The sequence below is a fragment of the Janibacter melonis genome (assembly GCF_020567375.1).
GTDB lineage: Bacteria > Actinomycetota > Actinomycetes > Actinomycetales > Dermatophilaceae > Marihabitans > Marihabitans melonis.
The window spans coordinates 219,683-240,999 of record NZ_JAJBZM010000003.1; the positions used below are offsets into that span (position 1 = coordinate 219,683).

The window sequence follows — 21,317 nt, forward strand, 5'->3', positions numbered from 1 at the left end:
CTCGAGGCCGGGGCGGGCACCGGCCCGGTCGCCGCGGCGATGGACCTGCCGCGGATCGAGGCCGCGGTGCGCGAGATCCTCATCGCGGTTGGGGAGGACCCCGACCGCGAGGGGCTCCTCGAGACCCCCGCGCGGGTCGCCCGGGCCTACGCGGAGACCTTCGCCGGGCTGCACCAGGACCCGGCCGAGATCCTCGCGACGACCTTCGACATCGACCACGACGAGCTCGTCATGGTCCGTGACATCCCGCTGTACTCGACGTGCGAGCACCACCTCGTGCCCTTCCACGGGGTCGCCCACGTCGGGTACGTCCCCGGGCGCAGCGGCCAGGTGACCGGGCTGTCCAAGCTCGCCCGGCTCGTCGACGTCTACGCGCGCCGCCCCCAGGTGCAGGAGCGCCTCACCTCGCAGGTCGCCGACGCGCTCGTCGAGTGCCTCGACGTCACCGGCGTCATCGTCGTCGTCGAGGCCGAGCACCTGTGCATGTCGATGCGCGGCGTGCGCAAGCCGGGTGCGCGCACCCTCACCTCGGCGGTGCGCGGCCAGCTGCGCGACCCCGCGACCCGTGCAGAGGCGATGTCCCTGCTCATGGGGGCTCGCTGACCGTGCTCCTGCAGCGAGGCGAGCGCCCCGCGATCATGGGGATCGTCAACGTCACCCCGGACTCCTTCAGCGACGGGGGACGGTGGTACGACGAGGACGCCGCGGTCGCGCACGGGCTCGAGCTCGTCGCGCAGGGCGCGACGCTCGTCGACGTGGGCGGTGAGTCCACCCGTCCGGGCGCGCACCGCCCGGACGAGGACGAGGAGGTGCGCCGCGTCGTGCCCGTCGTGCGCCGCCTCGCCGACGAGGGCGTCGCGGTCTCGGTCGACACCATGCGCACGCGGGTCGCGGCTGCTGCGGTCGAGGCCGGTGCCGCGGTCATCAACGACGTGAGCGGCGGGCTCGCCGAGCCCGAGATCGCCTCCGTCGTCGCCGGGAGCGACATCCCCTTCGTCGTCATGCACTGGCGGGGCCACTCGACCGACATGTACGCGGCGGCGAGCTACGACGACGTCGTCGGCGAGGTGTGCACCGAGCTCGAGCAGCGCGTCGAGGTCCTCCTCGCGGCCGGTCTCGGCGAGCACCAGCTCGTCCTCGACCCCGGCATCGGCTTCGCGAAGACCGCCGAGCACAACTGGGAGCTCCTCGCCGGCCTCGAGCGCGTCGTCGCGCTCGGCCGCCCGGTGCTCCTCGGCACCTCGCGCAAGGGCTTCCTCGGCAAGGTCGGCCGCGCCGCCGGCGCCGAGCGCCCGCCCGTCGAGCGCGACACGGCGACCGCCGTGACGACGGCCCTCGCCGCCCGCACCGGCGTGTGGGCCGTCCGCGTGCACGACGTCGTCGCCTCGGTCGACGCCCTCGACGTCGTCGACGCCCTGGAGGCCCACCGTGCCTGATCGTGACGTCATCGAGCTGCTCGGGGTCCGGGCGAAGGGGTACCACGGCGTGCTGGACTTCGAGCGGCGCGACGGGCAGGACTTCGTCGTCGACGTGCTCATGGGCACCGACCTCTCGCGCGCAGGAGCGAGCGACGACCTCGCCGACACCGTGAGCTACGCCGAGATCGCCGCAGCGGTCGTCGCCCGCATCGAGGGCGAGCCCCTCGACCTCATCGAGGCGCTCGCCGAGCGCATCGCCGGCGACGTCCTGCTCCGCCCCGAGATCGGCGACGTCGAGGTCGTCGTGCACAAGCCGCAGGCGCCGGTGGGCGTCCCCTTCGGCGACGTGCGGGTCCGGGTGCGCCGCACCCGGCGCAGCGCCGTCGTCGTCGCCCTCGGCAGCAACCTCGGCGACTCCACCCAGACCCTCCACGACGCTGTCGACGCGCTGCGCGCGCACGTCGACCTCACCGCGGTGAGCCGCAGCTACGCGACCGACCCCGTCGGGGGCCCCGAGCAGCCCGACTACGTCAACGCCGTCGCGGTCGGCACGACCTCGCTCACGCCGTGGGCGCTCCTGGCGGCCCTGCACGGCATCGAGGCCGGCCACGGCCGCACCCGTGAGGTGCGCTGGGGGCCTCGCACGCTCGACCTCGACCTCGTCGCCTACGGCACGACCGGCGGGGCCGACGAGGCCCGCCTCGACGCCCCGGTCCTCACCGTGCCGCACCCCCGCGCGCACGAGCGGGCCTTCGTCCTCGTGCCGTGGCTCGACGCCGACCCCGATGCCCGGCTGCGCGTCGACGGCGAGGTCCGTGCCGTCGCCGAGCTCGTCACCGCTCTCGACACGACCGGTGTGCGGGCGGTGGACGGCCGATGATGATGATCGAGGGCCTGCGCTGGCGCACGACGCTCGTCACCGGTCTCGTCACCACCGTCGTGTCGTGGTTGCTCAGCCGCTGGTGGGTCGCGTCGGGGGAGCGGGTCGTCCAGACGCCGTGGCTGGCCGCCGCGCTCCTGGTGGTCATGGCCCTCGCGCTCCTCGTCGTCGCCTGGCCGATGCGTCGCTACCGCCGCGAGGGCACCGCGGTCGCCCCGCTGCGGGCCGCCCGGATCCTCGGCCTGGCCCAGGCCGGTGCGCTCACCGGCGCGGTCGTCTGCGGGCTCTACCTCGGGCACGCGCTCGTCCTGCTGCCCGACCTCGGCTTCGGCAGCCACGCCGAGCTCGCGCTGCGCCTCGGCGCCGCCGCGCTGACCGGTGCGCTCGTCGCGGTCGCCGGGCACGTCGCCCAGGGCTGGTGCCGCATCCGCGACGAGGACCGCTCCGACCCCGCCGAGGGGTCGACCGGACGCCGCTGAGGCGGCCCCGTCGCTCAGGCCGGGTCGGCCCAGACGACCCAGTTGCCCTCGTAGTGCCCGCCCTGCAGCGGGGTCGTCGGGTCGCACGTGATGAGGCGCAGGACCGGCCGCGGGTTGTCGTGGTCCCAGATCGTGTCGTCCTGGGGCACCTCGGTCTTGCTCGCGGCCGACGAGCGGGTGATCCGCCAGGCCACCTCGCGCCCGCTGCCGTAGGTGACGGTCACGCGGTCGCCGATCTTGACCTGCGGGAGGTTCCAGAAGACGTCGGGCTCGCTGCCGTGGTTGATGTGGCCGACGAGGATGCTCGCGCCGGTCTGGCCGGGCTTGGGCCACCCGGACTCGGCGTACCAGCCCGCGGTGCCGAAGGGGGGTGCGAGGACGTCGTCGGCGTCGAGGTAGGTCGCCTGCAGCGACGCGTCGACGAGGGTGCGCCCGCCCGAGGTGACGGTGACGCGGGTCGGGTCTCCGGACGGGGCGGCGGTGGCCGACGGGGCCGGCGGGGGCGTCGTCGACGTGGAGCGGCGCGCGGGGGTCGTCGCGGACGAGGACGAGGACGAGCGACGGCTCGTGCGGCTCGAGGTGGCGGAGGGCTCGCTCGTGCTCGACGAGGTCGAGATCTCGCTCGGGGCGACGTAGGTGCCCGGCGCGACGCTGTCGTCGCTCGTCAGCCACCACGCGCCGAGAGCGATCGCGCCGAGGGTGCCGACGCCGAGCAGGCTCGCGAGGACGCGGATCGCGAGGGTCTCGCCGTGCTGCGGGCTGCGGGGTGTACGGGCCACGCTTCGGGCTCCTGGGGTCGGCGCGGGTCACGCGTCGGGGACGGACCGGTCAAGTATCGCAGGGGCGGCGACCGGCACGAAGGGGGCGACCCACCGGTGGTCCGGGTGGTCGCCCCCTTCGTCTCGGGCGGGTGCCCTCAGTGCCGCTAGGAGGGCGGGTGCCCTCAGTGCCGCTAGGAGGGCGGGTGCCCTCAGTGCCGCGCGGACGCCCGGCGGCGGGTGAGGGCCAGGCCGAGGCCGCCGACCGCGGCGAGCAGACCGCCGCCGAGGAGCAGCGCCGGGCTCTGGCCGGACCCGCCCTGGCTCGCGTCGGTCTGGACCAGGGCCGGGGTCTGCACGCTCGTCGGGCTGCCCGAGGTCGCCGTCGGGTCGGAGCTCGTCGTCGGGTCCGGGTCCTCGCTCGTCGGCTCGTCGGTCGTGGGCTCGTCGGTCGTCGGCTCGTCCGTGGTGGGCTCGTCGGTCGTCGGGGTCGGCTCGGAGTCCGCCTCGGTCACCTCGATCGTGCCGACGGAGGTGCTCTCGGAGACGTTGGTGCACCGGAGGGTGACGTTCGTCGTGTACGACTGGCCGTCGGCGTCGGCGTACCCGCGGATGAAGGCGGTGAGGTCGGTGGCCTCGACGTCGTAGGTGCCGGCGCTCGGGGCGGGCACGGAGACCGAGCCGGTCGCGGTGACGACGAGCTCGCCGGACGCGGGCACGTCGGTGAGCGGAGAGGTGAAGGCGATGTCGCCGTCGACGCTGTCGGTGCCGTCGCTCACGGAGACGCCGGCCGCGTTGAGCGGGTCGCTCGGCGCGTCGACCGCGCGGACGTTGAGCAGGGAGTACAGCGAGTCGCGGCGGGACTCGGGGATCGTCACGACCGCGGTGACGTCGGAGGTGATCTGCTCGCCCTCCTCGACGCTCGTCGGCAGGTCGACGGTGTAGCTGACGCTCACGTCCGGGTCGCCGGCGATCTGCCCCAGGTTGAGCACCTCGTAGGTGCACTCGTAGTCCTGGGTGACGGTGACGGCCTGCGCCGGAGCGGCCAGGCCGACGGCGGCGATGCCGATGCCGGCGAGGGCCGCGGCCCCGGCGGACGTGCGGACGTGGCGACGTGCCATGCGATGAGCTCCCCTGCGAAGTCGAGCGGACGCCTGCTCGTCCCCCTCGGTCGGGCACAACCTACCGGCTGCACCATCCAGGGCGGAAGGAGGTCGGTCCGCTACTTGTCGACGTCACCGACGACGAAGAACATCGACCCGAGGATCGCGACGAGGTCGCCGACGAGCTCTCCGGGCAGCAGCTGCGAGAGCACCTGGACGTTGTTGAAGGACGCCGAGCGCAGCTTGAGCCGCCACGGGGTCTTCTCGCCGCGGCTGACGAGGTGGTAGCCGTTGATGCCCAGGGGGTTCTCGGTCGCGGTGTACCGCTCGCCCTCGGGCACCTTGAGCACCTTGGGCAGGCGCTGGTTGACCGGCCCCGCGGGGAGCTCGCGCAGGCGCTCGGCGCACGCCTGGGCGAGGTCGAGGCTCACGTGGGTCTGCTCGAGCAGCACCTCGAGGCGGGCGAGGCAGTCGCCGTCGGTGCGCGTGACGACCCGGCCGGGACCTCCGGGCGCGAAGAGCTCGCCGTAGGCGAGGTACGGGGCGTCGCGACGCAGGTCGAGGTCGACGCCGCTCGCCCGGGCGATGGGTCCGGAGACGCCGTACGCGCAGGCGAGCTCGGGGGAGAGGACGCCGACCCCCTTCGTGCGGGCCTGGAGGATCTCGTTGCCGACGAGGAGCCCCTCGAGCTGCGGCATCCGGCCGCGCACGGCGGCGACGGCCGCGTCGACGCGGTCGAGCCAGCCGGCCGGGAGGTCCTCCTTGAGACCGCCGACGCGGTTGAACATGTAGTGCATGCGCCCGCCGGAGATCTCCTCCATGACGGCCTGGATCTCCTCGCGCTCGGTGAAGGCGTAGAAGATCGGGGTGATCGCGCCGAGCTCGAGGGGGTAGGAGCCGAGGAACATCAGGTGGTTGAGCACGCGGTTGAGCTCGGCGAGCAGGGTCCGTGCCCACACCGCGCGCTCGGGCACCTCCATGCCGAGCATCGCCTCGACGCCCATGACGACGCCGAGCTCGTTGCCGAAGGCGGAGAGCCAGTCGTGACGGTTGGCGAGCACGGTGATCTGGCGGTAGTCGCGGACCTCGAAGAGCTTCTCCGCGCCGCGGTGCATGTACCCGACGACCGGGTCGGCGTGCAGGAGCCGCTCGCCGTCGAGCACGACGCGCAGGCGCAGCACGCCGTGGGTCGCCGGGTGCTGCGGACCGATGTTGAGCACCATGTCGGTGCTGTGCACGGCAGACCCGACGCCGAGGGTGACCTCACGAGGCTCGGTGGTCGGCGGGGTGGGCATGCAGCCGAGCATGCCACCGGTGCCGGCGGGCCGCGAGGAGCGGCGCCTGGTTATCGTCGGGGCATGGACCTCCGGCCCGCCGCGGCCCGGTGAGCTCGGCCCGCGCCCTGCTCGCCGGGGCTCTCGCGGCCGTCGGGCTGGCCCTCGTCGTCGCCGCCCCCGGCCCGCCGGAGCGTCGCGAGGGCGCGGCCGTCGCCCACGCCGCCGTCCTGCAGCCCTGGTACACCGCGCTCGTCGACGCAGACCAGGCGCCGGCCACCGTCGTCGTCATGGGCGACTCCGTGAGCGAGGGCTACGGGCTCGGCGAGGACCTCTCCGTGCGCTGGGTCTCGCGGCTCCAGGACGCGCTGCGCGGGCAGGGCGCGACGAGCGACTGCCCGACCGGGCCCAGCGGCTTCCACGGCACGACCTCGCTCGTGCCCGCGTGGTACGCCGCGCCGACCCTGCCCGACGCCCGCACGACGGGGCAGGTCCGCGAGATCGGCACCGTCGGCCCCGGCGGGCGCGCGCTGGTCCTCGGGCCGGGCGCCACGGTCTCGTGGCGGGTGAGCGCGAGCGAGGTGGCCGTCGGCTACCGGACCGGGCCGGCGGGTGGCGACCTCGAGATCACCGCGGACGGCCAGGAGACCCTCGCGGGGCGCCGGGTCGTCACCCAGGACCCGGTCGACGAGCGCCGGGTCTGGCACTCGCAGAGCCAGGACCTCGACGAGCGCACGTGGACCGTGCGCAACCTCAGCACGGACCGCACCGTCACGGTCACCGACCTCACGCCCTTCCGCGGGGACCGCGACCGGTGCGTGCACGTCGTCGACGCGTCGCACTCGGGGATCTCCGCCCGCTCGGTGAGCGAGCGTGTCGAGTACATCCGCGACTCGCTGTCGATGAACCCCGACCTGCTCGTCGTCCCTCTCGGCTTCAACGACGCCCGCGCGGGCCAGACGCCCGACGAGCTGCGCGAGAGCCTGCGCACGATCGTCGCGACCTCGCGGCGGATGGGCTACGAGGGGCCGGTCCTGCTCGTCTCGTGGCACGCGCCGCCGCCGGCCTTCTTCGACCGCTCGTGGTCGGGGTACCGCGAGGCGCTGCGCTCGATGTCCGAGGAGGACGGGGTGGCCTACGTCGACGCCGGCGCCGCGATGCCCCCGGTCGTCGGTGCCCCGCGGGGGGTCTACCTCGACGCCCTGCACCCCGGACGGGCCGGTCAGGTGATCATCGCCGAGACCCTCACCCGCGTGCTCACCCCGCCCGGCCCGGTGCTGCCGGTGCCGTCGACGACGCGCTGAGCGGCCCCCCTTCGCCGGGCCCCCTCGCCGAGGTATGGCGATCCGTCGCCACGAAGGGGTGGGCGCCGGCCGATCTCCATACCTCGGCAGCCCCCCTTCGCCGGGCCCCCTCGCCGAGTTATGGCAATCCGTCGCCACGAAGGGGTGGGTGCCGGCCGATCTCCATACCTCGGCGGTACCCCTTCGCCCGGTCGTGAGGGTCGTCGCGAGCGGCGGCGGGGGCCGTGGCAGGCTCCCCCCATGGCGACGCCGAGCGAGCTCCTCGACCTCTCCGACCCCGAGGTCCTGCGCGACCCCTACCCGCACCTCGCGGCGCTGCGGGCGCACGACCCCTTCGTCTGGCACGAGGGGCTGCAGGCTCACGTCGCGAGCGGCCACGCGCAGGTCAGCGCGGCGCTGCGCGACCGCCGGCTGGGTCGGGTCTACCGCGACCGCGAGCCGGCGCAGGACTGGGCGACCTTCAACTGGCTGCACGCCGACTCGATCCTCGACAGCGAGCCGCCGAAGCACACGCGGCTGCGCCGCCTCGTCGCCGGGGCCTTCGGGCGGGGGCACGTCGCCCGGCTCGAGCCGCGGATCCGGGCGATCGCCGAGGAGCTCGTCGACGCGGCCGGCCCGGGCCCCTTCGACCTCGTCGAGGCCGTCGCCGAGCCGCTGCCCGTGACGGTCATCGCCGAGCTGCTCGACTGGCCGCACGCCGACCGCCACCTGCTGCGCCCGTGGAGCCAGGCCATCGTCGCGATGTACGAGGTCGACCCGGGCGAGCAGGCGCGCGCGGAGGCCCTGCGGGCGTCCTCGGACTTCGCCGCGTACGTCGACGAGCTCGCCGCGCACCGGGCCCGCCACCCCGGTGAGGACCTGCTCACCGATCTCGTCCAGGCGCGCGACGCCGGTGACGCGCTGAGCCGGCACGAGCTCGTCGCGACCGTCGTGCTCCTGCTCAACGCCGGCCACGAGGCGAGCGTCAACGGGCTGAGCAACGGCATCCACTCGTGGATCACCGCGGGCTCGCCCGCCGTCGACGTCGAGGACGACGCCGCTCTCGCCCTGCTCGTCGAGGAGCTATTGCGGCACGACAGCCCGCTTCATCTCTTCGAGCGCACGGCCACCGCCGATCTCGAGGTCGACGGCCGGCCGGTGGCCGAGGGGGAGCGCGTGCACGTGCTGCTCGGCGCGGCCAACCGCGACCCGGCGGTCTTCGCCGAGCCCGACCGCTTCGACCCGCGACGCGACCCCAACTCGCACCTCGCCTTCGGGCTCGGGATCCACTTCTGCATCGGGGCGCCGCTCGCGCGTCTGGAGCTGCAGCAGTCGGTGCGCGCGCTGCTGCGGCGCCACCCACGCCTCGAGGTCGTCGAGGCGGTGCGTCGCCCGACCTTCGTGCTGCGGGGCTTCGAGCGCCTCGTCCTCGCCGACGCCTGACCTGGCAGCACCTCGTCGGCCCGGCCGCAGCACGAGGTGCTGCCGGCGCTACGAGGTGCTGCGTGCAGCAGCTCGTGCGGGGGCACCGACGGCGTCGAGGAGGGTGCGAAGGGGGAGCCACACGTCCCGGCCCTCCTGGTGCACGGCGTACGCGGTCATCTCCACCGGGGGGTCGAGGGTGACGAGGGCGACGCCGGCAGGCAGCGGGTACCACTGCGGGACCAGCCCGACGCCGTGGCCGTCGCGCACGAGGTCGCACACGAGGTCGAGGCTGTCCATGCGATGGGTGACGCGCGGGGCGATCCCGGCGAGCCCGCCGAGGAAGCGGACGGCGATCTCGTCGGCGGTGTTGCGCGAGTTGGTGATCCACGCCCGGTCGCCGAGACCGGCCAGACCGAGGTGCGCGTCCGCGGCGGGCACGGCGACGCCCCACCGCGCCTGCCACAGCGGGTGGGTGACGAGCCGGGTCGGCACGCTCGCGGGGGCCACCTGGTAGTGGTAGGTGAGCGCGAGGTCTAGGTCGTCGTGGAGCAGCAGCTCGTAGGCCTCGGGCGGCTCGCACTCCGTGAGCTCGAAGCGCAGGCCCGGTGCGCTCTCGCGCAGCGCCTCGACGGCGGGCAGGGCCGTGCGGCGCAGGGCCGACCCGAAGCCGCCGACCCGGACCGTGCCCGTCGGCTCGGCGTGCGGGTCGAGCTCGCTGCGGGCCGACTCGACCTCGGCGAGGATGCGCACCGCGCGCTCGGCGAGACGGCGCCCTGCGGGCGTGAGGCGCACGCGCCGGCCGTCGGGCTCGAGCAGCGTCGCGTCGACGTCGCGGGCGAGGGCGGCGAGCTGCTGCGAGACGGTCGACGTCGTCGTCGCGTGCTCATGCGCGACCGCGCGCATCGAGCCCAGGCGGGAGAGATCGACGAGCAGCTCGAGCCGGCGCAGGTCCATCACCTGATCGTCACGGATCGGCGAACGACATGTCCAGCCATCTCACGTGGACGCGGACGGTCGGTGCGCGCTTCACTTCGAGTCATGACCGACACCGCGACCCGTCCGGCTCCCGCCACGCCGGCGACCTCGTCCCGCCAGGGCGCGCTCATGGCGCTCGCCGCGATGCTCAGCGTCCAGGTCGGCGTCGCCCTGGCCGTCGACCTCTCCCACGACGTGGGGGCCCTCGGCGCGGCCTGGCTGCGTCTCGTGTGGGCCGGCCCGATCATGCTCCTCGTCCTGCGCCCGCGGCTGCGCGGCCTGAGCGGCGAGGCGTGGCGCGCGTGCATCACCTTCGGGGTGGTCATCGCCGGCATCACCATGCTCTTCATGGCGGCGCTCACCCGGCTGCCGATGGGCACGGCGAGCGCGCTGGAGTTCCTCGGCCCGCTCGGCGTGGCCGTCGTGCGGGGTCGGGGACCGGCCCGGGCCTGGGCACTCGTCGCCGCTCTCGGCGTCCTGCTGCTCACCCGGCCGTGGGCCGGCGACGTCGACCTCGTCGGGGTCGGCCTCGCGCTCGCCGCGGCCTGCTGCTGGGCGGCCTACATCATCCTCAGCCAGCGGGTCGGCGACCTCGTCGGCGGGGTGACCGGGCTGGCGATCGCGCTCCCCGTCGCCGGGCTCGTCTCGACGCTCGTCGCCGCGCCGTCGACGGTCGAGCATCTCACCTGGCAGCTCGCCGTCGTGGGGATCGGCCTGGCGCTCCTCGTGCCGGTCGTCCCCTTCGCGCTCGAGATGCTCGCCCTGCGTCGCCTGACGACGGCAGCCTTCGGCACCCTCATGAGCGTCGAGCCGGCCATCGCGGTTGTCATCGGGCTCGTCGTGCTGCACCAGGTGCCGCACCCGCTCGCCGTCGTCGGGGTCGCGTGCGTCGTCGCCGCGGGCATCGGGGCGGAGCGCTACGGCGCCCGCGAGCTGCCGCCCGCCTCGACCGGGGCCTGAGCCAGCAGCACCTCGCCGCGCGGGCAGCAGCACGAGGTGCGGCACGGGCGACGAGGTGCTGCCTGCAGCAGCTCGTCGCTTGGGGGCGAAGGGGGAGTCAGCCCCGCGCGACGACCCACCAGAAGTCGCCGTAGGGCGGGCCGAGCAGGGCTCCGGCGGCGCTGGCCCGGGCGAGCGCGTCGAGGTAGCCGACGGGGTCCCGCCGCGCCATGTCGTGCTCCGGCGAGGCGGCCGAGGGCCCCCACCGGCGCACGGCGTCGGCGCCCATGACGAGCTCGTCATGGCGCAGGGAGTCGACGGCCACGTGAGCGGTGACGTCGCAGGAGCCGTCCGGCGTCGGAGCGGTCACCGCGCCGTCGCGGTACCCCGAGAGGGTGCCCGACTCGGGGCGCTGGGTGCGGACGTGGCCGTAGTCGACGGCGACCGCCGCTCGGGGCCGCCAGGCGTCGAGCATCCCCGACCAGGCGTCGTCACGGGCTCGTCCGACCTCGACGCGCTGACCGGGCTCGCGGGCCGGCCACCACCGCTGCGCCCAGGCGAGGTCGTGCGCCCCGACGTCCTCGCCGAGGGTCTCGGCGCCGTCGGGACCGACGTGCACCTCGCGCAGGCGGCCCTCGTCGTCGACCTGGGCGACGACGCACGGCACGACGTCGAGCCACTCGTGCGCGACGACCAGTGCGCCGTCGAGGGGTGCCCCCAGGGACTCCTCGACGTGACGGGCGCTCGGCAGCGCGGCGCCACCGGGGGAGCGGACCCACCCCGATGACGGGTCGAGGCCTGCCGGGCGCTCGACGACGTCGACCCCGACGAGCGGTCCCTCGTGGCCCGCCTCGCGCAGGGCGTGCAGCAGCTCGCCGCGGCCGGCGCCGACGTCGACGACCGCGTGCGCGCCGGCGTCACGCGCCAGGCCGAGCAAGGTCGTCGCGAGGGCTCGCCCCACCGGCCCGTGGGTCGCGGTCTCGAAGTGCCCGGACGGTCCCTCCGCGCGGCGGTAGAAGCCGTCCTCGCCGTACAGCGCGTCGTGCCACGCGCGGGCCCAGGTGCTCATGCGCGATCAGCCTAGGCCCGGCCCGGCGGGTACCGTCTGCCCGTGATGGCACCCGACCCGATGCAGCACCCGCGCCCCTGGCTGCGGGTCGGCGTCGTCGGCGCCGGGCGCGTCGGCGCCGTCCTCGGCGCCGCGCTCGCCTCCGCCGGGCACCGCGTCGTCGCGGTGAGCGCCGTGAGCGAGGCCAGCCGCGAGCGCGCCGAGCTGCTCCTGCCCGACGTGCCGGTCCTGCCCGTCGAGGAGGTCGTCGCCGCGGGCGACCTCGTCCTGCTCGCCGTGCCCGACGACGCCCTCGCCGGTCTCGTCACCGGTCTCGCGGCCACCGGGGTCTGGCGCCCCGGGCAGATCGCCGCCCATACCTCGGGAGCGCACGGCATCGCCCCCTTCGCCCCGGCGACGCAGATGGGCGTCGTGCCCCTCGCCCTGCACCCGGCGATGACCTTCACCGGCACCTCGCTCGACCTCGCGCGGCTGCACGAGGCGTGCTTCGGGATCACCACCCCTGAGCCGCTGCGCGCCGTCGCCGAGGCCCTCGTCATGGAGATGGGTGGCGAGCCGGTGTGGGTGCCCGAGGAGGCCCGGCCGCTCTACCACGCGGCTCTCGCGCACGGCAGCAACCACCTCGTCACCCTCGTCGCGCAGGCCCGCGAGATCCTCGCCGAGGCCGGCATCTCCGCCGGGGAGCGGCTGCTGCGCCCGCTCCTGCAGGCCAGCCTGGACGGCGCCCTCGCCTCGGGCGACTCCGCGCTCACCGGCCCCGTCGCCCGCGGCGACGTGGGCACCGTCGAGACGCACCTGCGGGTGCTCGCCGACCTCGCCCCCGACATCCGGCCGGCCTACGCCGCTCACGCCAGCGCGACCGCCCGTCGTGCCCAGCGGGTCGGGCGGCTGCGCCCCGACCTCGCCCGCCCGATCCTCGACCGCACCGAGCGCGCGGTCACCTCCCCCGACCCCGAGGAGAACCCATGACCGCCGCACCGGTCGTCGCCCGCACCCGCGACGAGCTGCGCACCGCGCGGGTCGCCCTCACCGGGCAGACCGCCGTCGTCATGACGATGGGCGCCCTCCACGAGGGGCACGCGACCCTCATCCGCGAGGCGCGGCGCGAGGCCGAGCACGTCGTCGTGACGATCTTCTTGAACCCCCTCCAGTTCGGGCCGAAGGAAGACCTGTCGAAGTACCCGCGCACCTTCGACGACGACATGCAGATCTGCCGTGCCGAAGGGGTCGACGTCGTCTTCGCCCCCACCCCCGACGTCATCTACCCCGATGGCGACCCCGGCGTGCGCATCTCCGCCGGCCCCCTCGGCGACGTCCTCGAGGGGCAGGCCCGCCCCGGCCACTTCGACGGCATGCTCACCGTCGTCGCCAAGCTCATGCACCTCACCGGCGGTGACAGCTTCTACTTCGGGCAGAAGGACGCCCAGCAGCTGCTCCTCATCCGCCGCATGGTCCGTGACATCGACTTCCCGGCGCGGGTCGTCTCGGTACCCACGGTCCGTGAGGCCGACGGACTGGCCCTGAGCAGCCGCAACACCTACCTCACCGACACCGACCGCGAGGTCGCCCTCGCCCTGTCGCGTGCCCTGCACGAAGGAGCTCAGCGCGCCGAGGAGGGCCCGTCCGCCATCCGCCGCGCCGCGCGCGAGGTCCTCGTCGCCGAGCCGCTCGCGCTCGTCGACTACCTCGTGCTCGTCCACCCGACGACCCTGCAGGACGTGCCCGAGTGGTACCACGGCGAGGCGCTGCTGGCGGTGGCTGCCCGCGTCGGCACGACCCGGCTCATCGACAACACCCCCGTGCTCGTCGGTCCCGGTGGGGGAGCGCGGCAGGTCTTCAGCGACACCGCGAGCGCCGCCGCCGCCGTCTGACCGACCCGCCCCACCGCCACGACCCCCGCCCGACGACGAAGGACCTCCCGTGCAGCGCTTCATGCTCCACAGCAAGATCCACCGCGCCACCGTCACCCAGGCCGACCTGCACTACGTCGGCTCCCTGACGATCGACCGCGACCTCATGGACGCGGCCGACCTGCTGCCGGGCCAGCAGGTCGACGTCGTCGACGTCGACAACGGCAACCGCCTGACGACCTACGCCATCGAGGGCGAGCGGGGCAGCGGCATCCTGTGCATCAACGGCGCCGCCGCCCGTCTCGTCGCGCCCGGCGACGTCGTCATCGTCATCGCGTACGCGGCGATGGACGACGAGGAGGCGCGCACCTTCGAGCCGCAGGTCGTCTTCGTCGACGCCGACAACCGGGTCGTCGAGGTCGAGCACGACCCGGGCGACGTGCCCGACGGCTTCGGGCTGTCGACGTCCGCGGTCACCGCGCGCCCGCACCCGCACGGACCCGGGCCCGGCGCCTAGCCCGACCGGGCGGGCGACGGGAGGGGGTTCTCCCTTCGATATCCTCGGGGGGTGACCGACACCCCCGCTGCACCCGCTCCCGACGTCGACCTCCCCGAGCAGATGCGGGTCCGCCGGGACAAGCGCGACCGGCTCCTGGCCCAGGGTGTCGCCCCCTACCCCGTGAGCGTGGGCCGGACCCACTCCCTGCGCGAGGTCGTCGAGGGCTACGCCCACCTCGAGACCGGCGAGGAGACCCAGGACGTCGTCACCGTCGTCGGGCGCGTGATGTTCGTCCGCACCACCGGCAAGCTCGCCTTCGCCTCGCTCCAGGAGGGCGTCGGCGACCGCCTCCAGGTCATGCTCTCGCTCGCCGAGGTGGGCGAGGACGCCCTCGCCGCGTGGAAGTCCGACGTCGACCTCGGCGACCACGTCGCCGTCACCGGTCGCGTCATCCGCAGCCGCCGTGGCGAGCTGTCGGTCATGGCGACCGGGTGGACGATGGCGAGCAAGGCGCTGCGCCCGCTGCCGGTGCTGCACAAGGAGCTCTCCGAGGAGGCCCGCGTGCGCCAGCGCTACGCCGACCTCGTCGTGCGCCAGGAGGCCCGTGACGTCGTGCGCACCAAGGCCACCGTCCTGCGCGCGGTCCGGGCCACCCTCGACGCCGACGGCTTCGTCGAGGTCGAGACCCCGGTGCTCCAGCTCGTCCACGGCGGTGCCGCCGCCCGCCCCTTCGGCACGCACATGAACGCCTTCGACCAGGACATGTCGTTGCGCATCGCGCTCGAGCTCAACCTCAAGAAGGCCGTCGTCGGCGGGGTCGACCGGGTCTACGAGATGGGCCGGATCTTCCGCAACGAGGGCGTCGACTCCACGCACAGCCCGGAGTTCACGATGCTCGAGGCGTACGAGGCCTACGGCGACCAGCGCACGGTCGCCGAGCTCACCCGCCGGATCTACCTCGCCGTGGCCGACGCCCTCGGCTCGCGCCAGGTCGAGACGCCGAAGGGGGTCGTCGACCTCGACGGCGAGTGGCGCTGGCTGTCGGTCTACCCGGCCCTCGGCGAGGCCGTCGGCCGCGAGATCACCCCCGACACCCCGCTCGCCGAGCTCGTCGCGATCGCCGCCGAGCACGACGTCGAGATCGACCCGGCGTGGCCGGCGGGCAAGGTGGTCATCGAGCTCTTCGGCGAGTTCGTCGAGCCGGGCATCCTCGCGCCGACCTTCGTCCACGACTACCCGGCCGAGGCGCAGCCGCTGGCCCGCCGCCACGACGACGACCCGCGTCTCATCCACGCGTGGGACCTCATCATCGCCGGGGTCGAGCGCGGCACCGGCTTCACCGAGCTCGTCGACCCGGTCGTGCAGCGCGAGGTGCTCACCGCGCAGTCCCTCGCGGCCGCCGCGGGCGACCCCGAGGCGATGCAGCTCGACGAGGACTTCCTGCGCGCGCTCGAGTACGGCGCCCCGCCGATGGGCGGTATCGGGATCGGCATCGACCGCATGGTGATGTTCTTCACCGGGGCCTCGATCCGCGAGACCCTGCTCTTCCCGCACCTGAAGCCGGAGGCGTGATGTTCGACGCGATCTCGCCCTATCTCGCGACGCTCCTGCCGACCGTCGGGGTGGCATTCCTCTTCTACTGGATCATCAGGTACATGATCGAGGCCGACCGCCGTGAGCGGAAGGCGCTCGCGTCGTGGCGCAAGGAGCACGAGCGCAACGACCCCAACCGCGGCACGGTGGCGCGGGGCGCGGAGTCCGAGGCCGGATCGACGCAGGACCTTCAGGAGCGTCCCGAGGACGACGGGGCCATTTCGGCGGACGGCTCGGCGTCGTCCGACGACAATTCGACAAATGCGTCTACGGACGACCCGAAAGCCTGAACGCTCCCACCTGCACGTTTGTCAGGAAATGGCTTTTCGGCCTCATCGGTAATACATTGCTCGTGCCCCACATAAATGGTCGGCGCCCGTTCGGGTGCTGACGCACGAGAATGATCGGTGGAAATCCATGGCTCAGCGAGTCCAAGTCATCCTCGAGGACGACATCGACGGCGGTCCCGCCGACGAGACCGTGACCTTCGGTCTCGACGGGGCGACCTACGAGATCGACCTCAACGAGCGCAACGCCGCCGCCCTGCGTGACGCGATGGCGGCCTACGTCGGCGCCGGTCGCCGCTCGGGCGGGCGTCGCAGCACCCGTCGCAAGAGCAGCGACAGCGGCTCGAGCAGCAGCAGCAGCGGCACCAGCGAGATCCGCGAGTGGGCCCGGGCCAACGGCTACGAGGTCAGCGAGCGCGGACGGATCAGCGCGGAGGTCAAGGAGGCCTACGAGAAGGCCACCAGCTGACCCATCAGCAGCAGCAGACCGGCGCGGAGCCTGACTTCGCCGCCGGTCTGCTGTCATTGCGGGGGCACCTCGCCTATCTCGACGTCGTCCCCGACGGCCCGGCGGCCCGGGGGCCGGGCTGGTTGCCCCTCGACGCACCCCTGCACGACCCGGACCTCACCCGACGATGGGTCGAGCGCTACGCCGAGATCACCCGGGCGCAGTCCGGTGTCGCCCCGCCCGGGATGCCGTCGGCCTTCGTCCTGCAGCACCACCTCGACCCCCTCGCGCAGGTCGTCGCCACGGCCGCCGTGCGCGGCACCTGGGTCCTCGACGCCGACCCCGCCCGCTGGGCCGTCCGTCTCGAGCCCACCTTCGGCTACCCCGTCGCGGTGCGGGTGGCGAAGGGGGAGTCCGCCGAGGTCGCGGACCTGGGGGAGCGGGTCCGCCGTGCGCAGGCCGGCTACCTCGTCGCCGCGGCCGAGATCGCGACGGCCTTCCCTGCGGCGCACCGCATGTCCTCTCGTCAGCGCCTCGGGATGGGTCGCGACATGTGGCGCGGAGCGCTGCACCGCCTGCTCGGCGGCCCGCTGCCCCGACGCGAGTCGTGCTGCCTGCTCTACGCCCTGCCCGCCATGCACCCCTGCGGCGGCTGCCCCCGCATCTGAGCGCCCTTGCTGGTCGAGGTGCGAAGGCCGCCGCGGCCCGAGCCCCTTGCTGGTCGAGGTGCGAAGGCCGCCGCGGCCCGAGCCTCTTGCTGGTCGAGGTGCGAAGGCCCCCAGGGCCTGAGCCTCGAGACCATCTGCCGACGTCGTGGTCTCGAGGCTCCTTCGTCGCACCTCGACCACCGAGCGGCTCAGCCCAGCAGGTCCTCGAGGAGGTCGCCGTCGCGGTCGAGGCGCTCGAGCACCTCGTGGGTCTCGAGCTGGCGCAGCGCCTCGGGGTCCTCGGCGCCCTCCTCGACCTCGTCCCACGTCCGGGGGGCGGCGACCCACGGGTCGTCGCGGCCACGCATCGAGTACGGGCTGATCGTCGTCTTCGCGGCGACGTTCTGGCTCCAGTCGAGGAAGACCTTGCCCGGGCGCAGCGTCTTCGTCATCCGCCACAGCAGCAGGTCCGGGTGCTCGCCGGTCAGCTCTTGCGCGAGCTGCTGGGCGAGGTCTCGCACCTGCGCCGAGCTGAGGTCGCCGCCGAGCCCGGCGTACAGCTGCATCCCCTTGCTCCCGGAGGTGACCGGGTAGAGCTCCATCCCCAGGCGCTCCAGCCGCTCCCGGACGACGAGCGCCGCGCGCGCGCACTCGTGCAGCCCGGCGGGCGGGCCCGGGTCGAGGTCGATGACGAGCCTGTTCGGGTGCTGCGGCTCGCCGTCGACGACGGTCCACTGCGGCACGTGGAGCTCGAGCGCGTTGAGGTTGACGAGGTAGGTGAGGGTCGCCTGGTCGGGCACGAGGGGGTACGTGACGTCGTCGACCTGCACCCGCGGCAGCCAGCTGGGCGCACCAGAGGGCACGTTCTTCTCGAAGAAGGACGCGTCTGCGGTGCCGTGCGGCCAGCGCACGCGCGTCACCGGCCGGTCGGCGAGGTGCGGCAGGAGGACCGGGGCGACCTGCGCGTAGTAGGCGAGGACCTCCCCCTTCGTCGTCTCGGTCGCCGGGTACATGACCTTGTCGAGCGAGGTGAGTCGCAGGGTGCGACCCTCGACCTCGACACGGGTCACCTGCGGGTCAGGCATCGAGATCCTCCGGGTCGAGGTCGGGTCGCACGCGCTGGAAGGCGGGCTGGCGCAGCCGGCCGCCGTCGGTGTGGCCGAGCGAGGCGACGTCGACGACGACCCGCGGGGTCACCCAGCGGGCCCCGCGGGCGTCGAGCCGGGGCAGCTCCTCGGCGAAGGGGGACCCGGCCGTGGCGAGCGGGTCGAGCAGCTCGCGCAGCCGGTCGCCCGCCCGTCCGCCGAGCCCGGACCCGACTCTCCCCGCGAAGTGGAGGCCCTCCGGCCCGGGCACGCCGACGAGGACCGCGCCGAGACGGTCGGCGCCCGACGTCTCCGGCCGCCACCCGCCGACGACGACCGAGGTCGTGCGCCGGTGCGGCATCTTCTGCCAGTCCGACGAGCGGCGGGCGGCGACGTACGGCGCGTCCCGTCGCTTGCTGACGATGCCCTCGAGCCCCTGCTCCGCGGTCGCGGCGAGCAGCTGCTCACCGTCGTCGAAGACCGGGGGGACCTGCCACCGGGCGGTGTCGATGTCGAGCTGCTCGAGCAGTGCGCGGCGCGCGCTCCAGGGCTGGGCGGTGATGTCCTGACCGAGCACGCGCAGCAGGTCGAAGGCCATGAAGGTCACGGGTGCGGCGGCGGCGAGCTGCTCGGCCCGGCGGGCGGAGCTCACGTGCATCCGGTCGGCGAGCGCGGCGAAGGAGGGGACGCCGTCACGCAGCGCGACGACCTCGCCGTCGAGGAGCAGGTCGTCGTAGAGGTCGGCGAGCCCGGCGAGCTCGGGGTAGGCGGTCGTCACGTCGCGCTCGGTCCGCGAGCGCAGGGTGAGGTGCCCGTCGTGGACGTCGGCGAGCACCCGCATGCCGTCCCACTTCACCTCGTGCACCCACGCCTCACCCCGGGGCACGTGGTCGGCGGTGACGGCGAGCATCGGACGCATGTCGTCATCGTGCCGCACGGCCGGTGAGATGCTGGCGCCATGGTGCGTGCGGGTGCGGGCGAGACGTCGGGGCTCCCGGCTCGTCGCGCGGTGCTCGCCGGACTCGGGGGGGTGCTCCTGCCCGGGACGACCGCCGGGTGCCTCGGGCCCTCGTGGCAGGAGGTCGCGGCGACGAGCGTCACCATCGCGACCGGCAACCGCCGTGGGGTCTTCGACCTGTACGGCGAGGCCCTCGCCGAGGTGCTCCACCGCCGCCTGCCCAGCGTGTCGGTGCGCACCCTGCGCACGGACGCCTCGGTGACCAACCTGCGCGAGGTGCACCGCGGACGGGCCGACCTCGGCTTCTCGCTCGGCGACGTCGCGGCCGACGCGCTCGCCGGACGCGGCAGCACCGACGAGCCGCTCGACCTCGCCGCCCTCGCCCGGACCTACGACAGCTTCGTGCACCTCGTCGTGCGCGCGGGCTCCTCGATCAGCGAGCTGCGCGACCTGCGCGGCCGCCGGGTGAGCATCGGGGCACCGGGGTCGGGCACCCGCGTCGTCGCGTGGCGGCTCATGTCGTCGGTCGGGCTGCGCGAGGACGACCTCGACCCCGTCGAGGAGAGCCTGCAGCCCTCGGCCGACGCGCTTGCCCAGGGCGAGCTCGACGCCTTCTTCTTCGTCAGCGGCCTGCCGAACACCGCGGTCGTCGAGCTCGCCGAGCGCCGCGACATCCGCCTCGTCGACCTCGGGGACCTCGTCCGCCCGCTGTCGCGGCGCTACGGCGCGGAGTTCACCCCGGGCGGGGTGCCCGCCTCCACGTACGACGTGCCCGCCGTCGAGACGGTGAGCGTCAAGAACTACCTCGTCGTGCGGCCCGGTCTCGACGAGGCGCTCGCCTACGCCATCACCCGCGTCGTCTTCGAGGACCAGGCCGCGATCGACCACATCGCACCGGGGGTCCCCCAGCCGAACGTCGGCGCCGCGATCTTCACCTCGCCCCTGCCCCTGCACCCCGGTGCGGCCCGATACTTCCGCGAGCAGCGCACCTAGGGCGCAGCCCGCAGGAGCAGCACGACCGAAAGGCCTCCGCTCTCGGGCGCGGTGACGTGCATCCGGCCGCCGACGTCGGCCAGCCGCGCCTGGACGATCGCCAGACCCAGACCGGTGCCCGCGACGTTCTGGTGGGTGCGCCCGCGGAAGAAGCGGGCCCCCACCTTCGGCACGTCCTCCGGGTGCAGCCCGGCGCCGTGGTCGCGCACGCTGACGCGCACCCACCGGCCCTCCGGGTCGTTCACCTCGTCGACGGCGACGCGCACGAGCGAGCCGGGGGCGAACTTGGCCGCGTTGTCCAGGAGCGCGTCGAGAGCCACGTCGAGGACCTCGGGCGTCGCGAGCGCGAGGGCCTGCGCGGGCACGTCGACGTCGAAGGGGTCGAAGACCGGCGCCCACATCTCGCACCGCCCGCGCACGACCTGGGCCACGTCGAGGGGCGCCGGGGTGACGGGGACGGCGCCGACCTGGCTGAGGTGCAGCAATGACTCGACCGTGGCGCTCAGCCGGTCGGCCTCCTCGAGGACGAGCCCGACGGAGCCCGGCTCGGCGCCCTCGTCGGCCAGACCCTCCGCGCGCAGCCGCAGCGCGGTGAGCGGGTTGCCGAGCTGGTGGGCGGCGTCGGCGACGAGCTCTCGCTGCTGGCGCTGCGAGGCCTCGACGCTGTCGACCATGACGTTGAAGGACCGCGCGAGATGGCGCAGCTCGGGCGGACCGTCCTCGGTGGCCCGCGAGGTGAGGTCTCCGTCGGAGAGGCGCACGGCGGCCTCGTCGAGCCGCCGCACCGGCCGCAGGACCCAGCCGACGAAGGGGATGACGACCCCGTAGCTCGTGAGGAGCAGGGTGACCAGGCCGAGGACGGCCAGCCACGTCATGCCGCGCGAGAGGTCCTCGTGCACGCCCTGCGTCGGGGCCGACAGGACGACCGCGCCGAGGACCTGCGAGTCGCGGCCGACGGGCGAGCCGATGACGATGGAGTCCTCCCGCCACGGCCAGGCGGTCGGCGGGGGCTGGGCTCCGGCGCCGTCGAGCGCCTCGGCGGTCGCGGCCCGCACCCGGGGGTCGTCGCCACCCGGCCCGGCCCGCGCGACGACCTCGCGGTTGGCGTTGACGACGACGACCGAGCCGCCGTAGACCTCGGTGTAGCGCTGCAGGTCGGCCGACAGCCCGGTGAAGGTGTCCTCCTCGAGCGCGTCCTCGGCGACGACGGCGAAACGTGTCGTGTCACCCAGCCGCTCGGCGAAGAGGTCCTGGGTGCGCTCGGCGGCATGGGTGACGACGAGCGGGGTCATGAGCGCCACGAGCATCGCGCCGACGAGCACGAGCGAGACGATGAGCATGCGTCGCCGCACGG

At 74.3% G+C, this 21,317-nt stretch carries 23 protein-coding genes; 15 read left to right on the top strand and 8 right to left on the bottom strand.

The window, feature by feature from the left end; genetic code table 11:
* The first annotated feature begins 39 nt into the window (after positions 1 to 39).
* The 4 genes from folE to LIV55_RS13155 are packed head-to-tail and all read left to right on the top strand — an operon-like array spanning position 40 to position 2,777.
* Entirely contained in the window at positions 40 to 603 is a 564-nt protein-coding gene (folE, locus tag LIV55_RS13140; RefSeq protein WP_224767024.1) for a GTP cyclohydrolase I FolE, read from the top strand.
* Positions 604 to 638: 35 nt separating this feature from the next.
* The gene (gene folP, locus LIV55_RS13145; protein ID WP_123091571.1) at positions 639 to 1,436 is read left to right on the top strand and encodes a dihydropteroate synthase; all 798 of its coding nucleotides are present in this window, start codon (positions 639 to 641) and stop codon (positions 1,434 to 1,436) included.
* On the top strand, positions 1,429 to 2,298 hold the full coding sequence (folK, locus tag LIV55_RS13150) for a 2-amino-4-hydroxy-6-hydroxymethyldihydropteridine diphosphokinase (RefSeq protein WP_191564781.1): 870 nt from the start codon (positions 1,429 to 1,431) through the stop codon (positions 2,296 to 2,298). The genes folP and folK overlap by 8 nt, the downstream gene beginning before the upstream one ends.
* A complete protein-coding gene (locus tag LIV55_RS13155) occupies positions 2,295 to 2,777 on the top strand; it encodes a DUF3180 domain-containing protein (protein WP_229300537.1) in 483 nt (160 codons plus the stop codon). Before folK ends, LIV55_RS13155 begins: the two co-directional genes overlap by 4 nt.
* 14 nt (positions 2,778 to 2,791) lie before the next feature.
* Here LIV55_RS13155 and LIV55_RS17250 read toward each other — a convergent pair whose 3' ends face one another.
* The 3 genes from LIV55_RS17250 to LIV55_RS13170 all read right to left on the bottom strand — a co-directional run bounded on the left by LIV55_RS17250 (position 2,792) and on the right by LIV55_RS13170 (position 5,933).
* Positions 2,792 to 3,556, bottom strand: coding sequence for a class F sortase (locus LIV55_RS17250; protein WP_229300539.1), 765 nt, complete (start codon positions 3,554 to 3,556; stop codon positions 2,792 to 2,794).
* 191 nt (positions 3,557 to 3,747) lie between these two features.
* Positions 3,748 to 4,656: a DUF6801 domain-containing protein gene (locus LIV55_RS13165; RefSeq protein WP_229300541.1), complete on the bottom strand. Its 909-nt coding sequence runs from the start codon at positions 4,654 to 4,656 to the stop codon at positions 3,748 to 3,750.
* A 101-nt stretch (positions 4,657 to 4,757) separates the two neighbouring features.
* Positions 4,758 to 5,933 carry an NADH-quinone oxidoreductase subunit D gene (locus LIV55_RS13170; protein ID WP_229300542.1) on the bottom strand — a complete coding sequence of 392 codons (1,176 nt, stop codon included), beginning with the start codon at positions 5,931 to 5,933 and terminating at the stop codon, positions 4,758 to 4,760.
* An 89-nt stretch (positions 5,934 to 6,022) separates the two neighbouring features.
* On the opposite strand from LIV55_RS13170, the gene LIV55_RS13175 reads away from it, so the two are divergent.
* Together LIV55_RS13175 and LIV55_RS13180 are read left to right on the top strand one after the other, a co-directional pair.
* Positions 6,023 to 7,216: an SGNH/GDSL hydrolase family protein gene (locus LIV55_RS13175; RefSeq protein ID WP_229300544.1), complete on the top strand. Its 1,194-nt coding sequence runs from the start codon at positions 6,023 to 6,025 to the stop codon at positions 7,214 to 7,216.
* Between the two features lie 240 nt (positions 7,217 to 7,456).
* Positions 7,457 to 8,638 (top strand): cytochrome P450, encoded by a 1,182-nt coding sequence (locus LIV55_RS13180; RefSeq protein ID WP_229300545.1) that lies wholly within the window; start codon positions 7,457 to 7,459, stop codon positions 8,636 to 8,638.
* A gap of 48 nt (positions 8,639 to 8,686) precedes the next feature.
* Here LIV55_RS13180 and LIV55_RS13185 read toward each other — a convergent pair whose 3' ends face one another.
* A complete protein-coding gene (locus tag LIV55_RS13185; protein WP_229300547.1) occupies positions 8,687 to 9,574 on the bottom strand; it encodes a LysR family transcriptional regulator in 888 nt (295 codons plus the stop codon).
* An 84-nt stretch (positions 9,575 to 9,658) separates the two neighbouring features.
* Here LIV55_RS13185 and LIV55_RS13190 point away from each other — a divergent pair, with 84 nt between their 5' ends.
* A complete protein-coding gene (locus tag LIV55_RS13190) occupies positions 9,659 to 10,555 on the top strand; it encodes an EamA family transporter (protein WP_123091305.1) in 897 nt (298 codons plus the stop codon).
* Between the two features lie 97 nt (positions 10,556 to 10,652).
* On the opposite strand, the gene LIV55_RS13195 is transcribed toward LIV55_RS13190, so the two are convergent.
* On the bottom strand, positions 10,653 to 11,603 hold the full coding sequence (locus tag LIV55_RS13195) for an SAM-dependent methyltransferase (RefSeq protein ID WP_229300548.1): 951 nt from the start codon (positions 11,601 to 11,603) through the stop codon (positions 10,653 to 10,655).
* A 45-nt stretch (positions 11,604 to 11,648) separates the two neighbouring features.
* Between LIV55_RS13195 and LIV55_RS13200 the strand changes: the two genes are divergently transcribed.
* The 7 genes from LIV55_RS13200 (at position 11,649) to LIV55_RS13230 (ending at position 16,948) form a co-directional block, all read left to right on the top strand.
* Entirely contained in the window at positions 11,649 to 12,572 is a 924-nt protein-coding gene (locus LIV55_RS13200) for a Rossmann-like and DUF2520 domain-containing protein (RefSeq protein WP_224766777.1), read from the top strand.
* Positions 12,569 to 13,474, top strand: a complete 906-nt coding sequence (gene panC, locus LIV55_RS13205) for a pantoate--beta-alanine ligase (RefSeq protein ID WP_068273034.1) — start codon at positions 12,569 to 12,571, stop codon at positions 13,472 to 13,474. The genes LIV55_RS13200 and panC overlap by 4 nt, the downstream gene beginning before the upstream one ends.
* A gap of 49 nt (positions 13,475 to 13,523) precedes the next feature.
* The gene (gene panD, locus LIV55_RS13210; RefSeq protein WP_229300550.1) at positions 13,524 to 13,970 is read left to right on the top strand and encodes an aspartate 1-decarboxylase; all 447 of its coding nucleotides are present in this window, start codon (positions 13,524 to 13,526) and stop codon (positions 13,968 to 13,970) included.
* A 102-nt stretch (positions 13,971 to 14,072) separates the two neighbouring features.
* Positions 14,073 to 15,524 (top strand): lysine--tRNA ligase, encoded by a 1,452-nt coding sequence (gene lysS, locus LIV55_RS13215; protein ID WP_229300978.1) that lies wholly within the window; start codon positions 14,073 to 14,075, stop codon positions 15,522 to 15,524.
* Positions 15,524 to 15,835, top strand: coding sequence for a hypothetical protein (locus LIV55_RS13220; RefSeq protein WP_229300551.1), 312 nt, complete (start codon positions 15,524 to 15,526; stop codon positions 15,833 to 15,835). The genes lysS and LIV55_RS13220 overlap by 1 nt, the downstream gene beginning before the upstream one ends.
* 127 nt (positions 15,836 to 15,962) lie before the next feature.
* Positions 15,963 to 16,301, top strand: coding sequence for a histone-like nucleoid-structuring protein Lsr2 (locus LIV55_RS13225; RefSeq protein ID WP_123091302.1), 339 nt, complete (start codon positions 15,963 to 15,965; stop codon positions 16,299 to 16,301).
* 56 nt (positions 16,302 to 16,357) lie between these two features.
* On the top strand, positions 16,358 to 16,948 hold the full coding sequence (locus LIV55_RS13230) for a (2Fe-2S)-binding protein (protein ID WP_191563165.1): 591 nt from the start codon (positions 16,358 to 16,360) through the stop codon (positions 16,946 to 16,948).
* Positions 16,949 to 17,136: 188 nt separating this feature from the next.
* On the opposite strand, the gene ligD (LIV55_RS13235) is transcribed toward LIV55_RS13230, so the two are convergent.
* Entirely contained in the window at positions 17,137 to 18,012 is an 876-nt protein-coding gene (ligD, locus tag LIV55_RS13235) for a non-homologous end-joining DNA ligase (protein ID WP_191563164.1), read from the bottom strand.
* The gene (gene ligD / locus LIV55_RS13240) at positions 18,005 to 18,931 is read right to left on the bottom strand and encodes a non-homologous end-joining DNA ligase (protein WP_229300553.1); all 927 of its coding nucleotides are present in this window, start codon (positions 18,929 to 18,931) and stop codon (positions 18,005 to 18,007) included. The genes ligD (LIV55_RS13235) and ligD (LIV55_RS13240) overlap by 8 nt, the downstream gene beginning before the upstream one ends.
* A gap of 39 nt (positions 18,932 to 18,970) precedes the next feature.
* Here ligD (LIV55_RS13240) and LIV55_RS13245 point away from each other — a divergent pair, with 39 nt between their 5' ends.
* The gene (locus tag LIV55_RS13245) at positions 18,971 to 19,963 is read left to right on the top strand and encodes a TAXI family TRAP transporter solute-binding subunit (RefSeq protein WP_229300554.1); all 993 of its coding nucleotides are present in this window, start codon (positions 18,971 to 18,973) and stop codon (positions 19,961 to 19,963) included.
* On the opposite strand, the gene LIV55_RS17255 is transcribed toward LIV55_RS13245, so the two are convergent.
* Positions 19,960 to 21,315, bottom strand: coding sequence for a sensor histidine kinase (locus LIV55_RS17255; RefSeq protein WP_229300556.1), 1,356 nt, complete (start codon positions 21,313 to 21,315; stop codon positions 19,960 to 19,962). The genes LIV55_RS13245 and LIV55_RS17255 overlap by 4 nt on opposite strands.
* Between the last annotated feature and the right edge of the window lie 2 nt (positions 21,316 to 21,317).